21 protein-coding genes are annotated in these 17,067 nt (G+C 62.3%); 12 read left to right on the top strand and 9 right to left on the bottom strand.

The features are described from left to right. Positions 1–278 precede the first annotated feature (278 nt). The 6 genes from phhA (at position 279) to MF4836_RS15205 (ending at position 4,642) form a co-directional block, all read left to right on the top strand. On the top strand, positions 279–1,070 hold the full coding sequence (phhA, locus tag MF4836_RS15225; protein ID WP_078470966.1) for a phenylalanine 4-monooxygenase: 792 nt from the start codon (positions 279–281) through the stop codon (positions 1,068–1,070). Positions 1,071–1,139: 69 nt separating this feature from the next. After that, positions 1,140–1,496 carry a 4a-hydroxytetrahydrobiopterin dehydratase gene (locus MF4836_RS15220; protein ID WP_078470965.1) on the top strand — a complete coding sequence of 119 codons (357 nt, stop codon included), beginning with the start codon at positions 1,140–1,142 and terminating at the stop codon, positions 1,494–1,496. Next, entirely contained in the window at positions 1,496–2,692 is a 1,197-nt protein-coding gene (locus tag MF4836_RS15215; protein WP_078470964.1) for an amino acid aminotransferase, read from the top strand. Before MF4836_RS15220 ends, MF4836_RS15215 begins: the two co-directional genes overlap by 1 nt. Before the next feature lie 238 nt (positions 2,693–2,930). Continuing rightward, the gene (locus MF4836_RS35970; protein ID WP_020299321.1) at positions 2,931–3,059 is read left to right on the top strand and encodes a hypothetical protein; all 129 of its coding nucleotides are present in this window, start codon (positions 2,931–2,933) and stop codon (positions 3,057–3,059) included. A gap of 36 nt (positions 3,060–3,095) precedes the next feature. Next, entirely contained in the window at positions 3,096–3,326 is a 231-nt protein-coding gene (locus tag MF4836_RS15210; protein ID WP_238596152.1) for a hypothetical protein, read from the top strand. 116 nt (positions 3,327–3,442) lie between these two features. Then, complete coding sequence (locus MF4836_RS15205) at positions 3,443–4,642, top strand: MFS transporter (protein WP_078470963.1); 1,200 nt, start codon at positions 3,443–3,445, stop codon at positions 4,640–4,642. On the opposite strand, the gene arfB is transcribed toward MF4836_RS15205, so the two are convergent. The 8 genes from arfB to MF4836_RS15165 form a co-directional block, all read right to left on the bottom strand. Beyond that, positions 4,639–5,052: an alternative ribosome rescue aminoacyl-tRNA hydrolase ArfB gene (gene arfB / locus MF4836_RS15200; protein WP_078470962.1), complete on the bottom strand. Its 414-nt coding sequence runs from the start codon at positions 5,050–5,052 to the stop codon at positions 4,639–4,641. The genes MF4836_RS15205 and arfB overlap by 4 nt on opposite strands. Before the next feature lie 156 nt (positions 5,053–5,208). Beyond that, a complete protein-coding gene (locus tag MF4836_RS15195; protein ID WP_078470961.1) occupies positions 5,209–6,630 on the bottom strand; it encodes an amino acid permease in 1,422 nt (473 codons plus the stop codon). Between the two features lie 462 nt (positions 6,631–7,092). Further along, on the bottom strand, positions 7,093–8,310 hold the full coding sequence (gene rluB / locus MF4836_RS15190) for a 23S rRNA pseudouridine(2605) synthase RluB (protein ID WP_020299326.1): 1,218 nt from the start codon (positions 8,308–8,310) through the stop codon (positions 7,093–7,095). 150 nt (positions 8,311–8,460) lie between these two features. Then, positions 8,461–8,649 (bottom strand): DUF1289 domain-containing protein, encoded by a 189-nt coding sequence (locus MF4836_RS15185; RefSeq protein WP_020299327.1) that lies wholly within the window; start codon positions 8,647–8,649, stop codon positions 8,461–8,463. Between the two features lie 50 nt (positions 8,650–8,699). Further along, on the bottom strand, positions 8,700–9,713 hold the full coding sequence (gene scpB, locus MF4836_RS15180) for an SMC-Scp complex subunit ScpB (protein WP_078470960.1): 1,014 nt from the start codon (positions 9,711–9,713) through the stop codon (positions 8,700–8,702). 12 nt (positions 9,714–9,725) lie between these two features. Further along, complete coding sequence (locus MF4836_RS15175) at positions 9,726–10,424, bottom strand: segregation and condensation protein A (RefSeq protein ID WP_177326802.1); 699 nt, start codon at positions 10,422–10,424, stop codon at positions 9,726–9,728. Between the two features lie 120 nt (positions 10,425–10,544). Beyond that, a complete protein-coding gene (locus MF4836_RS15170; protein WP_020299330.1) occupies positions 10,545–11,174 on the bottom strand; it encodes an L-threonylcarbamoyladenylate synthase in 630 nt (209 codons plus the stop codon). 13 nt (positions 11,175–11,187) lie between these two features. Further along, positions 11,188–12,048: a PHP domain-containing protein gene (locus MF4836_RS15165; RefSeq protein WP_020299331.1), complete on the bottom strand. Its 861-nt coding sequence runs from the start codon at positions 12,046–12,048 to the stop codon at positions 11,188–11,190. A gap of 87 nt (positions 12,049–12,135) precedes the next feature. On the opposite strand from MF4836_RS15165, the gene MF4836_RS15160 reads away from it, so the two are divergent. The 6 genes from MF4836_RS15160 (at position 12,136) to MF4836_RS15135 (ending at position 16,351) form a co-directional block, all read left to right on the top strand. Continuing rightward, positions 12,136–12,732, top strand: coding sequence for a septation protein A (locus MF4836_RS15160; protein ID WP_020299332.1), 597 nt, complete (start codon positions 12,136–12,138; stop codon positions 12,730–12,732). Position 12,733: 1 nt separating this feature from the next. Continuing rightward, entirely contained in the window at positions 12,734–13,033 is a 300-nt protein-coding gene (locus MF4836_RS15155; protein WP_078470959.1) for a YciI family protein, read from the top strand. A gap of 110 nt (positions 13,034–13,143) precedes the next feature. Then, positions 13,144–13,554: a translation initiation factor 2 gene (locus tag MF4836_RS15150; protein WP_078470958.1), complete on the top strand. Its 411-nt coding sequence runs from the start codon at positions 13,144–13,146 to the stop codon at positions 13,552–13,554. Positions 13,555–13,561: 7 nt separating this feature from the next. Then, the gene (locus MF4836_RS15145; RefSeq protein WP_020299335.1) at positions 13,562–14,239 is read left to right on the top strand and encodes a response regulator transcription factor; all 678 of its coding nucleotides are present in this window, start codon (positions 13,562–13,564) and stop codon (positions 14,237–14,239) included. A gap of 276 nt (positions 14,240–14,515) precedes the next feature. Continuing rightward, positions 14,516–14,953: a hypothetical protein gene (locus MF4836_RS15140; RefSeq protein ID WP_020299336.1), complete on the top strand. Its 438-nt coding sequence runs from the start codon at positions 14,516–14,518 to the stop codon at positions 14,951–14,953. Between the two features lie 63 nt (positions 14,954–15,016). After that, positions 15,017–16,351: a sensor histidine kinase gene (locus MF4836_RS15135; RefSeq protein WP_078470957.1), complete on the top strand. Its 1,335-nt coding sequence runs from the start codon at positions 15,017–15,019 to the stop codon at positions 16,349–16,351. A 78-nt stretch (positions 16,352–16,429) separates the two neighbouring features. Here MF4836_RS15135 and MF4836_RS15130 read toward each other — a convergent pair whose 3' ends face one another. Continuing rightward, positions 16,430–16,996: a nitroreductase family protein gene (locus MF4836_RS15130; RefSeq protein ID WP_078470956.1), complete on the bottom strand. Its 567-nt coding sequence runs from the start codon at positions 16,994–16,996 to the stop codon at positions 16,430–16,432. Positions 16,997–17,067: the final 71 nt, after the last annotated feature.

Below are 17,067 nucleotides of genomic sequence, written 5' to 3'. Positions count from 1 at the left end.
CAGGTAAAGAGAGGCATGAGCGCCAAAACCAGCGGCCCGCAGCGCCGACTTTTTCAGACGTGGCGCAAATAGACGTAAAGATTATGTGACAGCGATCGCCGTTATCAACTCAAGAAAACGCCATGATTACGCCACACAGGTCAATTCGTAACGAATACTTTACGATTCTTGATTAAAAAGCGCCTGCGAGGCGCCGGCGACCTGCTGCATGCTCCGGCACCTTGGAGTATCTCTAGCGTCATACATAACAAGAACGCAGCCCCTTGCAGGAGAGCAGCATGAAGCAGACGCAGTACGTGGCCCGCGAGCCCGACGCGCACGGTTTTATCGACTACCCGGCCGAAGAACATGCGGTGTGGAACACCCTGATCACCCGCCAACTCAAAGTGCTTGAAGGTCGCGCGTGCCAGGAATACCTGGACGGCATCGAAAAGCTCGGCCTGCCCCACGACCGCATCCCGCAGTTGGGCGAAATCAACAAGGTACTCGGTGAAACCACCGGTTGGCAGGTGGCCCGGGTTCCGGCGCTGATCCCCTTCCAGACCTTTTTTGAATTGCTCGCCAGCAAGCAGTTTCCCGTAGCCACGTTTATTCGCACCCGCGAAGAACTGGACTACCTGCAAGAGCCGGATATCTTCCACGAGATCTTTGGCCACTGCCCCTTGCTGACCAACCCCTGGTTCGCCGAATTCACCCACACCTACGGCAAGCTCGGCCTGCAGGCGACCAAGGAAGAACGGGTATACCTGGCGCGCCTGTACTGGATGACCATCGAGTTCGGCCTGGTCGACACCCCCCACGGCAAACGCATCTATGGCGGCGGGATTCTTTCGTCGCCCAAGGAAACTGTCTACAGCCTCTCCAACGAGCCCGAACATCAGGCCTTCAATCCCCTGGAAGCGATGCGCACGCCTTATCGCATCGATATCCTGCAGCCCTTGTATTTCGTCCTGCCAAGCCTTGAGCGCCTGTTCGACCTGGCCCATGAAGACATCATGGCCATGGTCCACCAGGGCATGCAGTTGGGCCTGCATCCACCCAAGTTCACGCCCAAGCCCAAGGCGGCCTGAGCAGATCACACTCGCGACGTGCCGCGAAAGATAGTAATTTCCAACAAGAATCGATTTCAGGAACACACCATGACCGCTCTGAACCAAGCCCATTGCGAAGCCTGCCGTGCCGATGCCCCCCAAGTCAGTGACGAAGAACTGCCGGTACTGATCAAGCAGATCCCCGACTGGAACATCGAAGTACGCGACGGCGTGATGCAGCTGGAAAAAGTCTTCCTGTTCAAAAACTTCAAATTTGCCCTGGCTTTCACTAATGCCATGGGTGAAATTTCCGAAGCCGAAGGTCACCACCCAGGCCTGCTCACCGAGTGGGGCAAAGTCACCGTGACCTGGTGGAGCCATTCCATTAAGGGCCTGCACCGCAACGACTTCATCATGGCCGCACGCACCGACGAAGTGGCCCAGACCGCAGAAGGACGCAAGTAATGCACTTCGACGCCATCGGCCGCGTACCCGGCGACCCGATACTCGGCCTGATGGAGGCCTACGCCTCGGACAGCAACCCACGCAAATTCGACCTCGGCGTGGGGGTCTACAAGGACTCCCAGGGCCTGACGCCGATCCCGCAGTCGGTAAAACTGGCCGAGCAGCGCCTGGTCGATCGCCAGACCACCAAGACCTACATCGGCGGCCACGGCAACGCGGCCTTCGGCAAGCTGGTCAATGAACTGGTGCTGGGTGCCGATTCCAAGCTGATCGCCGAGCAACGCGCGGGTGTTACCCAGACCCCGGGCGGCACGGGTGCCCTGCGGCTGTCGGCCGATTTTATCGCCCAATGCCTGCCCGGCCGCGGCATCTGGCTGAGCAACCCGACCTGGCCGATCCACGAAACCATCTACGCCACCGCCGGGCTCAAGGTCAGTCATTACCCCTATGTCGGCAGCGACAACCGCCTGGACGTGGAGGCGATGCTCGCCACCCTGAAGCAGGCTCCCAAGGGCGACGTGGTACTGCTGCATGCCTGCTGCCACAACCCGACCGGCTTCGACCTGTCCCATGACGACTGGCGCCGGGTACTGGAAGTGGTACACGCTCGCGAGCTGCTGCCCCTGATCGACTTCGCCTACCAGGGTTTTGGCGACGGCCTGGAACAGGATGCCTGGGCTGTCCGGCTGATGGCCTCCGAGCTGCCGGAACTGCTGATTACCAGTTCCTGCTCGAAGAACTTCGGCCTGTACTCCGACCGCACCGGCGCGCTGATCGTCTGTGCCAAGAATGCGGAAAAACTCACGGACATTCGCAGCCAGCTGGCCAATATCGCGCGCAACCTGTGGTCCACCCCACCGGATCACGGCGCGGCGGTGGTGGCGACCATCCTCGGCGACCCCGAGCTGAAAAGCCTGTGGGCCGACGAAGTGGAAGCCATGCGCCAACGCATTGCCCAGTTGCGTGCCGGGCTGGTCGAAGCCCTGCAACCCCACGGGTTGGCCGAGCGCTTTGCTCATATCGGCGTGCAGCGCGGGATGTTTTCCTACACCGGGCTGTCGCCAGCCCAGGTCAAGGAACTGCGCGACCACCACAGCGTGTACATGGTCAGCTCCGGCCGGGCCAACGTCGCTGGCATCGATGCCACCCGTCTCGACCTGCTGGCCGACGCCATCGCCAAGGTCTGCAAGGCCTGATCCTCGTCACCCTCCAGTGCCTGCCCCGACCCGGCAGGTGCTGGCGGAATGACCTTTCCCAAAGGCCACCGACAGCTCCCGCCCCAAGCCGGAATCGAGCCTTGATGAAATCCCTTTCATCTCCATAGGCGCAATAAACATCTTTTTGTCATTTGCACTGCTGTATCCTGCCCAAGCTTTTTAAAAGCGCGGATCTACCCAGCGATTTAAAAAACAGACCTTGCGAGGAGCAACGAACATGCATGAGATTCCTAATCTCCCCTTCCCAAGCCTGCACGAAACTGAGCAGACAACCCCGCAACAAGCCAGTGCGCAAAAACCTGAAGTGAAAGAAGCCGAAAGCCGCAAGGCCGACAGCAAAGACTAAAGAGCACTGCCCAGACCGTGTGGAAAGCGCAAACTGATGCGCTTTCCACACAGCCTGAATCCCCCGCCCCGCGAGCCCCGAACCATGACCGACTCCTTCAGCGACACCCAGGCCAGCGTGCTGCTCGGCACCGCCGAGAAGATGATCGATGTCTGGAACCGCCTCTCCCCGGAAAAACAGGCCGCCCTGCTGGCGCGCTTCGGCACCCAGGAAAACGCCCTCGCGGCCCTGGTGACCACTCAATTGCTGGCCCCGGCAACACGCTGATACCGCCCCTGCCATAGAAACATCGCGACGCCACGTCGATTTCTCCCCCTGCATCCCTGCAAGCATCGGTATCATAAGCAGCCTATCTATCCTGCCGTGCCAGTGGACCTTTACCCATGCCAGATACCCAGCGACCCATGGCGGTCACGCTGCAAGTCGTTTCCATCGTCCTTTTCACCTTTATCGGTTACCTCAACATCGGCATCCCCCTGGCCGTCTTGCCCGGTTACGTGCACAGCGACCTGGGCTTTGGCGCCGTGATCGCCGGGCTGGTGATCAGCGTGCAATACCTGGCCACCCTCCTCAGCCGGCCCTATGCCGGACGCATGATCGACAACCTCGGCAGCAAGCGCGCAGTGATGGTCGGCCTGGCCGGCTGTGGCCTGAGCGGCGTGTTCATGCTGCTTTCGGCCTGGCTGCACACACTGCCGGGCCTGAGCCTGGCCTGCCTGCTGGTGGGCCGTCTGGTGCTGGGCAGCGCGGAGAGCCTGGTGGGTTCCGGCGCCATTGGCTGGGGCATCGGTCGGGTCGGCGCGCAGAACACGGCCAAGGTCATTTCCTGGAACGGCATTGCCAGCTATGGCGCCCTGGCTATCGGTGCACCGTTCGGCGTGTTTCTGGTGGGTCAGCTGGGCTTGTGGAGCATGGGGGTCAGCATCATTCTCCTGGCCCTGCTCGGCCTGGCCCTGGCCTGGCCGAAAGTCGCGGCGCCGATCGTGGTTGGCGAACGCCTGCCGTTCATGCATGTGCTGGGCCGGGTATTGCCCCACGGGTGCGGCCTGGCCCTGGGCTCGATCGGCTTTGGCACCATCGCCACCTTTATCACCCTGTATTACGCCACTCAGCACTGGTCGAACGCGGTGCTGTGCCTGAGCCTGTTCGGCGCCAGCTTTATCGGTGCGCGCCTGTTGTTCGGCAACCTGATCAACCGCCTGGGGGGCTTTAGGGTGGCGATTGCCTGCCTGTCGGTGGAAACCCTGGGGCTCTTGCTGCTGTGGCTGGCACCGGATGCCCACTGGGCCCTGGCCGGAGCGGCGCTGAGCGGTTTTGGCTTCTCCCTGGTATTCCCGGCGCTGGGGGTCGAGGCGGTCAACCTGGTGCCGGCCTCCAGTCGCGGGGCGGCGGTGGGTGCCTACTCGCTGTTCATCGACCTGTCCCTGGGCATCACCGGGCCGCTGGCCGGGGCGATTGCCGCCGGTTTCGGTTTTGCCTCGATCTTTCTGTTCGCCGCCATTGCTGCCTGCAGCGGCCTGATCCTCAGCGTCTATCTGTACCGTCAGGCGCCGAAGTACCGCCAGGAACGCGCGGGCCGCTAGAAGTCCACCCGGCCGCGGCCAGCCTTGATGTCGCCGCGCTTGGACTTGGATTCCAGGCGGCGCTTTTTCGAGCCCAGGGTCGGCTTGGTCGGACGGCGCTTCTTTTCCACCTTGGTCGCGCTGAGGATCAACTCGGTCAAGCGCTCCAGGGCATCGGCGCGGTTCTGCTCCTGGGTTCGGTACTGCTGGGCCTTGATCACGATCACACCGTCACTGGTGATGCGACTGTCACGCAGCGCCAGCAGCCGCTCCTTGTAGAACGGCGGCAGGGACGAGGCCGGAATATCAAAGCGCAGGTGCACGGCACTGGAGACCTTGTTGACGTTCTGCCCACCCGCGCCCTGGGCACGAATCGCCGTCAACTCGATCTCGGCATCCGGCAGATGCACGTTGTTGGAAATCACCAGCATGAAAAACCATCCGCGTTCAGGGCCCACAGGATACCCATTTGTATCGCCGCAGGCTCGCCAGCAAACGCCGGCCAAGATCGCCGGGCGTCCGCAAGCCCACTCCCAGAAACGAAAAACCCGGCACCAGGGCCGGGTTTTTCAGAACCACTCAAGGGCTTACTTGATCGACGAACTCAGGGTTTGCACAGCCTGTTGCTCACTGCGCTTGCCTTTGATCAGGTAGCAGCCCCACATAAAGACCAGCCACACCGGAATCGCGTACACCGAGATCTGGATCCCCGGAATCAGCAGCATGATGCCGAGGATAAACACCACGAACGCCAGGCAGACAAAGTTGCCGTAGGGGTACCACAGCGCCTTGAACAGTGAGGTCTGCCCGGTGCGGTTCATGTGCTGGCGGAACTTGAAGTGCGAGTAGCTGATCATCGCCCAGTTGATCACCAGGGTCGCGACCACCAGCGACATCAACAGCTCCAGCGCGTGCTGCGGAATCAGGTAGTTGAGCACCACGGCGACGAAAGTCACCAGGGCCGAGGCCAGGATCGAACGCACCGGTACGCCGCGCTTGTCGATCTTGGCCAGAGCCTTGGGCGCATCGCCCTGCTCGGCCATGCCCAACAACATGCGGCTGTTGCAGTAGGTGCCGCTGTTGTACACCGACAAGGCCGCAGTCAGGACCACGAAGTTGAGGATGTGCGCCGCCGTATCGCTGCCCAGCATCGAGAACACCTGGACGAACGGGCTGCCACTGTAGGCATCGCCGGAGGCATTGAGGCTCACCAGCAGGCTGTCCCAAGGGGTCAGGGACAGCAGCACCACCAGGGCACCGATGTAGAAAATCAGGATCCGGTAGATCACCTGATTGATTGCCTTGGGAATCACGGTTTTCGGCTGGTCGGCTTCCGCTGCGGTAAAGCCGAGCATCTCCAGGCCACCAAAGGAAAACATGATGATCGCCATGGCCATGACCAGGCCGCTGACGCCATTGGGGAAAAAGCCGCCGTGTTCCCACAGGTTGCTCACCGAGGCTTGCGGGCCACCGTGGCCGCTGACCAGCAGGTAGCTGCCCAGGGCGATCATGCCGACAATCGCCACCACTTTGATAATGGCGAACCAGAACTCGGCCTCGCCGAAGACTTTGACGTTGGCCAGGTTGATCGCGTTGATCAGCACGAAGAACACCGCGGCCGAAGCCCAGGTCGGCACGTGCGGCCACCAGTAGTGCACGTACTTGCCGACCGCGGTCAGCTCCGACATGCCCACCAGGATGTACAGGATCCAGCAGTTCCAGCCCGACAGGAAACCGGCGAAGCCGCCCCAGTATTTATGGGCGAAGTGGCTGAAAGAGCCGGCAACCGGCTCCTCGACGATCATCTCGCCCAACTGGCGCATGATCATGAAGGCGATAAAGCCGCAGATGGCGTAGCCGAGGATCATCGACGGGCCGGCGGATTTGAGCACGCCGGCGGATCCGAGGAACAAGCCGGTACCGATCGCGCCACCCAGGGCGATCAGTTGAATATGGCGATTTTTCAGGCCGCGTTTCAGCTCGCCTGAATGCGAGTTCTGTCCACTCATTGAAAAGGTCTCACGCAAGGTTTGATGATGTTCGATAGGCGTTGCTGCAAGGCGTTGGCTAAGCAGCGCAGATCAAACCCCAGCGCAGGCACCAGGAGTTCAGCGTTTGTTTAACGGTCATACGTCACCTGTTTGTTTTTATCTGTGACGAAATCGAACCCACCACGCTTGTGACGCGGCGGAATGAACAAGGCGGATAGCCCTGAATGTATTGCTCGTCGAGCTGGTGGCCAGCGGCGGAAGACAAGCCTTCGAACCGCGTCGGCACCAGTAGATCAGACGCAAAATGCGCGGATACGCAGTTGGGTCACAGTTAAAACGCCGCGCATTGTACACCCCTGATCCCCTGCTGCCAGACACTGCGACATCAGCGCCCCTCTGCACTGCCAGGCAAAAAAAAACGCCAACCCTGAGGTTGGCGCTTTTCACTTGCAGCTTTCAGCCTTGCGGCTTAGGCCTGCCTCACTCCGGCTTGCGACGACCAAAGCCCGGACGCTGGCCGGAACCGGCTGGTGCGCCACGACGCTTGCCCGATGGCGCATCGCGGTCGACCAGGACAATGCCCGGACGCTTGGACTTCGGCGCCGGCTTGGCCGGACGCTTGGTGTCGCTTGGACGGTCGGCCACGGGCGTGCCACGACCCGACTCACCACGACCGGCCGCCGGACGTGGAGTGCGTGGTCCGCGCTCGCCATCTTGACGCGCTGCCGGCTTGCGCCCTGGGCGCTCGCCTTCGATGTGCGGCTCACGCGCGGGACGGGCGCCGCCTGCGGCTGGAGCACCGGCCGCAGGACGCAGGGTGCGCACGCGCTCGCTCTTGCCCACCGGGCGCGAGGATTTACGCTGCATGCGTTCCAGCTTGTCCTTGCTCTTGGCGTTCAACTGCGGCATAGCCACCGGCGTCAGGCCAACCTCGGCACTGAGGATATCCACCTCGTACTGAGTCATTTCACGCCAGCGGCCCATCGGCAGATCGGAATTGAGGAACACCGGACCGAAACGCACACGTTTCAGGCGGCTGACCACCAGGCCCTGGGATTCCCACAGGCGACGCACTTCACGGTTACGGCCTTCCATCACCACGCAGTGGTACCAGTGGTTGAACCCTTCACCCCCTGGCGCCTGCTTGATGTCGGTGAACTTGGCCGGGCCGTCTTCGAGCACAACACCGGCTTTCAGGCGTTCGATCATCTCGTCGTCGACTTCGCCACGCACACGTACCGCGTATTCACGGTCCATTTCGTAGGAAGGGTGCATCAGGCGGTTGGCCAACTCACCGTCGGTGGTGAACATCAGCAAGCCCGTGGTGTTGATGTCCAGGCGACCGATGTTGATCCAGCGGCCCTCTTTCGGGCGCGGCAGTTTGTCGAACACGGTTGGACGGCCTTCAGGGTCGTCACGGGTGCAGATCTCGCCGTCGGGTTTGTTGTACATGATCACGCGGCGCACCGATTCGGCGGCCTCTTCGCGCTTGATCACCTTGCCATCGATGGAAATGGCGTCATGCAGGTCGACGCGCAGGCCAAGGGTGGCGTCTTTGCCATTGACCTTGATCCGGCCCTGGCTGATCCAGGACTCTACGTCGCGGCGCGAGCCAACGCCGATACGGGCGAGGACTTTCTGCAGTTTTTCGCCTGCTGGGCCGATTTCCTGGCTGTCTTTCTGGTCGTTGTCACTCATCTGGGCACCTCCCGGTGTGTCGATTCAGGCGGTGAGTGGCCTGAAACGTGTAAAAACAGGTCTTGTGGCGAAGGGATCGCCAAAGGGTCGCGAATCATACGCTCATGGCGCCGGTTGCGCATCACAGACTAGTTGATATGTCGCGAGGGGCTACTTTTTCCGCCGACCGGTGGCGCCCAGGGCCAACAGGCGCAATTCGGCCTCGGCCAGGACGCCGCGCTTGTCGACCTTGTCGAGCTTCTTCCAGGCCTTGATCTCGCGCTTGCTGCGCCCACAACCGATGCAGATATCGTCGCTGAACTTGCAGACACTGATGCAGGGGTCTTTGGTGGAGCTCATGGGCCTTCTCCAGTAATCGCGATGGCCGGCAGCCCGACCCCAGAAAAGGATCAGTCTTCCAGCAAGCGTCTTTCATTCTCGATGGCTTCGGCCAAGGCCAGGGCCTCGGCTTCTTCATCACTCAGGCTGGGGGCCGGTAGCTCCAGGGCAGCCACGGCGGCCAGCAACTTGGCGCGCGCCTCTGCCACGCCCAGCACATCGTCATCGGTTTCGACTTCCAGGCTGGCGTCAGGTTCGACCTCAAGCACCGCCTCGACCTCGACGACAACTTCAACAGCCACCTCGACCGGCACATCGGGCTCGGGCGCAAGCCCGCTCTCGACGCTGGACTCGGAGGAATCCGGGGCGCCATCGCGCAGCAGGTCATCGAAGTCGGTCTTGATCCCCTCCTCCATCGAATCCAGCTCCAGCAGCAAGGTGTGGAAACTGGTTTCTTCCTTGGGCTCCTCCGGTTCGGCACTGGCATCGGCCAGGGCCTGCAGGTTTTCCGGCACTGGGGCGTCGTCGAACTCGAGCACCGGCTCGACTTCCATCTCGCGCAACTCCGCCAGGGGTGGCAGGTCGTCGAGGTTTTTCAGGTTGAAGTGGTCGAGAAACACCTTGGTGGTGGCAAACATCGCCGGCTTGCCCGGTACATCACGGTAGCCGACGACACGGATCCACTCACGCTCAAGCAAGGTCTTGACGATATGGCTGTTGACCGCAACCCCACGCACATCCTCGATTTCGCCCCGGGTAATCGGCTGGCGGTAGGCGATCAGCGCCATGGTTTCGAGCATGGCCCGCGAGTAACGCTGCGGGCGCTCCTCCCAAAGTCGCCCGACCCAGGGGCTGAATTTCTCGCGGATCTGCAACCGATAACCGGAGGCCACTTCCTTGAGTTCAAAGGCCCGGCCGTCGCAGGACTTGGCCAGCAGCGTCAACGCCTTTTTGAACACGGCCGGCTCCGGCCGCTCACCCTCCTCGAAGAGTTCGAACAGGCGATCCAGGGATTGGGGCTTTCCCGAGGCCAACAGAAAGGCTTCAAGCAGCGGCGCCAGCTCGCGGGGTTCAGTCAGATTCATTGTTTCAGCTCGTTATTCGGCTCGCGCCCGCACATGGATCGCCGCAAAGGGCTCATTCTGCACCAGCTCGACCAGGGATTCCTTGACCAGCTCGAGGATCGCCATAAAGGTCACCACGACCCCCAGGCGCCCTTCCTCGGCGGTGAACAGCTCGACGAAGGGCACGAAACCGCCGCCCTTGAGCCGCTCCAGCACATCACTCATGCGCTCGCGGGTCGACAGCGCTTCGCGGCTGACCTGGTGACTCTCGAACATGTCGCCCCGGCGCAGCACCTCGGCCATGGACATCAGCAACTCTTCCAGGCTCACGTCCGGCAGCAGCTTGCGGGCCCGGGCCTCGGGGGCGTCCAGCTTGGGCACGACCACGTCGCGGCCGACCCGGCTCAGGTTATCGATACCTTCGGCGGCAGCCTTGAAGCGCTCGTACTCCTGCAGGCGACGGATCAGCTCGGCGCGCGGATCGTCTTCTTCCTCTTCGATCTCGGCAGAGCGCGGCAGCAGCATCCGCGACTTGATCTCGGCCAGCATGGCCGCCATCACCAGGTACTCGGCGGCCAACTCCAGGCGCACCGACTGCATCAGCTCGACATAACCCATGTACTGGCGGGTAATTTCCGCCACCGGGATATCGAGGATGTTGATGTTCTGTTTACGGATCAGGTACAGCAGCAGGTCCAGCGGTCCCTCAAAGGCCTCGAGAAAGACCTCCAGGGCGTCCGGCGGGATGTACAGGTCCAGGGGCATTTCCAGCACCGCCTGGCCATAGACCATGGCGAAGGGCAGTTCTTGCTGGGCGCCTGCCTGGTCGTCGACGGTTTGTACTGCGGACATCTAGGCCTCGGCCATGAACGGCGCAGGGTCGCCGCAACCGATGCGGATCACTTCCGGCTCACCATCGGCCAGGTTGATCACCGTCGACGATTCGGTGCTGCCGAAACCGCCATCGATGATCAGGTCCACCTGATGTTCGAGCAACTGGCGCATTTCATAAGGATCGTTCAACGCCTCGCTTTCGCCGGGCATGATCAGGCTGACGCTCATCAGCGGCTCGCCGAGCTCGGCCAGCAGGGCCAGGGCAATCGGGTTGCGCGGCACCCGCAGGCCAATGGTGCGCCGCTTGGGGTGCAGCAACAGCCGCGGTACTTCGCGGGTGGCATTGAGAATGAAGGTGTAAGGCCCCGGCACATAGGCCTTGAGCAGGCGGAACGTGCCGGTATCGATCTTGGCGAACAGACCCAATTGCGACAGGTCGCTGCAGATCAGCGCGAAGTTGTGCTTATCGTCCAATTGACGCAAGCGTCGCACCCGCTCGATGGCGCCCTTGTCGCCCATCTGGCAACCGACGGCATACGATGAATCGGTGGGGTAGATCACCACCCCGCCGGCACGGATGATTTCAACCGCCTGTTTGATCAGGCGCGGTTGTGGGTTCTCCGGATGTATCTGGAAAAATTGACTCACTGTCTCTACCTGTTCAGGCGGCAATAATTGGGTCATGTTTGAATCGACACCAAAGCGGCGGCAGATCCTCCGGAACCGGGCGGTATTCGCCTATTTCGGACCAGCCTCCAGGACCATGGAAATCACTGCCGGCACTGACCAGCAGACCGAACTCACGCGCAAGAATCGCCAGGCTGCCCACTTGTTCCGCAGGCTGATGGCCATTGACCACTTCGATAGCGTGGCCACCCGCTTGAATATAGTCGGCAATCAGGCGCCGACGCTTGCTGCGGGTGAAATCGTAATGCCAGGGGTGCGCCAGACTAACCCAGGCACCGGCTGCACGCAGGGTGCCGACGGTGTCTTCCAGGGTCGGCCAATGCTGCTTGACGTCCCCCAGCTTGCCGGCCCCCAGCCACTTGCGAAACGCTTCGGCGCGGTCCTTGACGTAGCCGGCACGCACCAGGTAGTCGGCAAAGTGCGGCCGCGCCGGGGCATTGCCGCTGTCACCCAACTCCTGCTGGATGGCCCGGGCCCCTTCCAGGGCGTCCGGCATGCCTTTGAGCGCGAGTTTGCGGCTTATTTCTTCTGACCGCAGCCAGCGCCCATCGTGCAATTTGGCAATGGCCTCGACCAGCGCGGGGGCGTTGACATCAAAGCCGTAACCCAGGACATGGATGGTCGCGCCGCCCCAGGTGCAGGACAATTCAACGCCGTTGACCAGTTGCATACCCAGCTCGACCGCCGCGCGACGGGCCTCATCGAGCCCTTCCAGGGTGTCGTGGTCGGTCAGGGCCAGGACTCGCACGCCTTTTTCAAACGCACGCGCAACCAGTACCGCAGGCGCAAGAGCGCCGTCGGAGGCCGTGCTGTGGCAGTGCAAATCAACATTCACGGGACTGTTCAACCTCAAGTCAGCTGGCGCTTTCGCTACCATGGATGTTTGTTATTATGCCGCCACATCCTGCTTCTGGCTGCCACTGTGAAACAATTCATCGACTTCATCCCGCTGTTCCTGTTTTTCATCGTCTACAAAATCGATCCCCGCGTGGTCGACATTGCCGGTCAACAAGTGACCCTGGGCGGCATCTACAGCGCCACGGCGATGCTGATCATCAGCTCCCTGGTGGTCTACGGAGCCTTGTTCATCTCCCAGCGCAAACTGGAAAAAAGCCAATGGCTGACCCTGGTAGCCTGCCTGGTCTTCGGCAGCCTGACCCTGGCCTTCCACAGCGAAACCTTCCTCAAGTGGAAAGCCCCGGTGGTCAACTGGCTGTTCGCACTGGCCTTTATCGGCAGCCATTTCATCGGTGACCGCCTGCTGATCAAACGCATCATGGGCCACGCGCTGACCCTGCCGGACCCGGTCTGGACCCGACTGAACATCGCCTGGATCGGCTTTTTCCTGTTCTGCGGCGCCGCCAACCTGTTCGTCGCCTTCACCTTCCAGAGCATCTGGGTCGATTTCAAGGTGTTCGGCAGCCTGGGCATGACCCTGCTGTTCCTGGTCGCCCAGGGCATCTACCTGTCGCGCCATATGCATGACACCGAACCCACCACGCCGAAAACCGAGGACTGACATGCTTTACGCAATCATTGCCACAGACGTCGCCAACTCCCTGGAAAACCGCCTGGCCGCCCGCCCGGCGCATCTGGAGCGGCTGCAGCAGCTCAAGGCTGAAGGCCGCGTGGTCCTGGCCGGACCGCACCCGGCCGTCGACAGCAATGACCCGGGTGCCGCCGGTTTCACCGGCAGCCTGATCGTCGCTCAATTCGACTCGTTGAGCGCCGCCCAGGCCTGGGCCGATGCCGACCCGTACATCGCAGCAGGCGTCTACGCCAGTGTTTCGGTCAAGCCGTTCAAGCAAGTCCTGCCGTAAATCCTCTTCCACGCGATGAACCTTGTCGGTTCATCGCGTTCTCAATCGCTCATTATTCTCGTTTAACGGCCGACAACCTGCCCAACACTCGATTGGAATCAGGAGTTCCGATGCGCCAAGGTACGTTGTGTCTGCTGTTGGTCATGTTATCGATCGGGGCCGTTGCCCATGCCGAAGAAACCCAGGACTCGGGCCGCTCCACGCCTCTGTCCCTGAGTGCCGGCAGCCAGATCACCGAGTTGCAGCAACGCTTGAAAGAAAGCGAGCGGCTGCGTGATGAGTTGAGCAAACAACTGCAAAATGCCGATGCCGAACGCGAAAGTGCCCAGCTCGCCCGCTTGCGCCAGGAGAACCAGCGCCTCAAGCTGCAACTCAAGGAAGCCCAGGCCAGCCCGGTACCACGCCTGCTGACCGATCAGCAGCAATGGTTCGTGACAGGCGCAGGAGTGGCACTATTGGCCCTGCTCTGCGGTATCTTCGCCAGTGGTGGGCATCGAAAGCGTCGACAATGGCTAAATTGAGTGATGAATGAGCGACCTGTTACTGATTGATGACGACCAGGAGCTGTGCGAGCTCCTGACCAGTTGGCTGAGCCAGGAAGGTTTCCAGGTTCGGGCCTGCCACGATGGCCAGAGCGCCCGCCGCGCCCTGGCCGACAGTGCACCGGCTGCCGTGGTGCTGGACGTGATGCTGCCCGACGGCAGCGGCCTGGAGTTGCTCAAGCAACTGCGCAACGATCACCCTGACCTGCCGGTGCTGATGCTGTCGGCTCGCGGCGAACCGCTGGATCGCATCCTCGGCCTGGAACTGGGCGCCGACGACTATCTGGCCAAACCGTGCGACCCGCGCGAGCTCACCGCCCGCCTGCGCGCCGTGTTGCGTCGCAGCCATCCGGCCGCGGTGTCGAGCCAGATGGAACTGGGCGACCTGTGCTTCAGCCCGATCCGGGGCGTGGTCAGCATCGATCAGCAGGACATCACCCTCACTGTCTCCGAAAGCCGCCTGCTCGAAGCCCTGCTCAAGCAGCCCGGCGAACCGCTGGATAAACAGGAACTGGCGCAGATCGCCCTGGGCCGCAAGCTGACCCTGTACGACCGCAGCCTGGACATGCACGTCAGCAACCTGCGTAAAAAGATCGGCCCCTACCCCGACGGCCGGCCGCGGATCGTCGCCCTGCGCAGCCGCGGCTACTACTACAGCCTGTAAGACCGTGCGCTGGCGGGCGACGTCGCGCACGCGCTGCAGACGATAGGCCCGCTTCCCCCACTCCCATTGCCCGCCGGGGCGCCCATGAAGGCCCCGGCCGAACCCGGCCCGAGCCTATCGGCAGCGGCTACAGGCGTTCATCTCCGGTGGAGAATTGTCAGGCCGGGGGATTTTCGTCTTTACCCAAGCTTTACCCTTCGCTGACTGCCGCTGACCTTGATCTGCGTAACCTGAACTCATCCGGAACTGACCGGGAATGAGACAAGGAGACACACCATGCGCAAGACCCTTATCGCTCTGATGTTCGCCGCTGCCCTGCCGACCGTGGCCATGGCCATGCCTGAAGGCGCAGGCCCGATGGGGCCGATGGACGGCCCACGCCACAGCGAGCACATGCGCGGCAAAGGCCCTTTCAGCCAACTGGATCTGAGCCGTGAACAGCGCCAGCAGATTGGCAAGCTGATGGGTGAGCAGATGCACGAACGCAAGCAACTGGTCGAGAAGTACCTGGAAAAACTGTCCCCAGCCGACCAGAAGGCCATGAAGGACGAGATCGCCGCCAAGAAACAGAAAACCGAAGCGGACATCCGGGCGGTGCTCAAGCCGGATCAGCAGAAAGAGTTCGACGCGATCCAGAAGAAACAGGCTGAGCGTCGCGCCGAATGGGCCGAGTTCAAGGCCTGGAAAGCGCAGCAACCGCAAAAAGCGCAATAATGCGTTAGCGTTTCCCCAGCCCAGTGGCCCCCCCACTGGGCTTTTCCTGTTTGAGGATTTCCTGTGCGTTCATTGTTCTGGCGCATCCTGGCCAGCTTCTGGCTGGCCATCGCCCTGGTTGCAGGGCTGTCGATCCTGCTTGGGCACATGTTGAATCAGGACGCCTGGATTCTCAGCCGTCATCCGGGCCTCAACACCCTGGCCCAGGAGTGGACGCAAAGTTACGAAGCCCAGGGCGAGGATGCCGCCCAGGAGATCCTGCAGCAGCGCAAGCGCCAGTACCATATCGACGTGCAGGTGCTCAATGACAGCGGTGATCCGGTGGTACGCGGCACCTTCCCCAAGCGTGCAGCGGCCTTCGAGGCGCGCCAGAACAGCGATGATCGGCATTTGCCGTGGCGCCGCCTGACCGACGAATACACCAGCCCCAAGACTGGCGACACCTACCTGCTGATTTACCGTATCCCGCACCCTGAGCTCGACGCCTGGCACCGCGACAGCCTGATGTGGCCCTTGAGCGCCCTGGCCATCGCCCTGGTGGTACTGACGTTGTTCAGCCTGCTGGTGACCCTGTCCATCACCCGCCCCCTGAGCCGCCTGCGGGTTGCGGTGCATGACCTGGGCCAGGCCACCTACCAGCAAAACAGCCTGGCCCGGCTGGCTGCCAGGCGTGACGAGTTCGGCGTGCTGGCCAACGATTTCAACCGCATGGGCTCGCGCCTGCAAAGCCTGATCGGCAGCCAGCGCCAGTTGCTGCGGGATGTCTCCCACGAACTGCGCTCGCCCCTGGCCCGGCTGCGCATCGCCCTGGCCCTGGCCGAACGCGCCGAGCCTGCGGAACGCGAACGGCTGTGGCCGCGATTGACCCGGGAATGCGACCGCCTGGAAGCCCTGATCAGTGAAATCCTGGTCCTGGCGCGGGTCGACGCCGACAACGCCAGTGCTGAAGACGTGGACCTCAACGCCTTGCTCGGCAACCTGCAGAAAGATGCCCAACTTGCCTGCCCCGAGCAAAGCGTGCGCATCGAAGCCGAACCCGGCCTGCTGCTCAAAGGCTGGCCGACCATGATCGAGCGCGCCATGGACAACCTGCTGCGCAATGCCCAGCGGTTCAACCCGGACGGCCAATCGATCGAGGTATTGGCGTTGCGCCAGGGAGAAAAGATCGTACTCAGCGTGCGTGATCATGGCCCTGGCGTGGAGGCCGAACACCTGGGGCAACTGGGCGAGCCGTTCTATCGCGCCCCCGGGCAAACGGCGGCGGGCCATGGGCTGGGCTTGGCGATTGCGCGTCGCGCGGCGGAGCGCCACGGCGGCAGCCTGATCCTGGCCAATCACCCGGAAGGCGGTTTTATTGCCAGCCTGGAGTTGCCACTGGAACCGGGGGCGGTGGCCTAGTACCGAATGCAACGGGCCCCTGCCTGGAGTGGCAGGGGCCCGTTCAGCGATCAGCGGCATTTAGCCCCATTGCTTGAGTCAGCCCTGGCCCGACCAGGCGCTGACAAACTCCGCCGTGTCGACCTTGGGCGCCACGCGCGGCTCGTTCTGCGGCGTGCCCAGGTACAGGAAGGCAATGATCTCCTCGCCTTCACCCAGGCCCAGGCCCTTGGCGACATGGGCCGAATAGGACAGCTCTCCGGTACGCCATACGGCACCGATGCCCTGAGCGTAGGCCGCCAGCAAAATACCGTGGGCAGCACAACCGGCAGCCAGCAGTTGCTCGCTCTTGGGCACTTTGAAGTGCTCCTGCAAACGGGCCACCACCACAACCACCAGCGGCGCACGCAACGGCATGGCACGGGCCTTGTCCAGCGCCGCCTGGGTCACCTCGCCGCCCTGCAATTGCACGGCTTCGGCCAGCAACTCGCCCATCTGCTCGCGAGCCGCGCCTTCGACCGTCAGAAACCGCCACGGCCGCAATTGACCATGATCCGGAGCACGCAGAGCCGCGGCGAACAGCGCTTCACGCTGGGCGGCATCCGGCGCCGGGTCGAGCAGGCGCGGTACGGAAACACGGTTGAGCAAAACGTCGAGAGCCTCCATCGGCCACCTCCTGCAAAAAATGTCCGGCCATTCTAGGGGCAGTTGACGTTTGGCGACAGGCCGCAACCGCG

It is taken from the genome of Pseudomonas sp. MF4836 (assembly GCF_002018875.1).
Classification (GTDB): domain Bacteria; phylum Pseudomonadota; class Gammaproteobacteria; order Pseudomonadales; family Pseudomonadaceae; genus Aquipseudomonas.
This window is presented reverse-complemented; position numbering and strand designations above follow the sequence as displayed.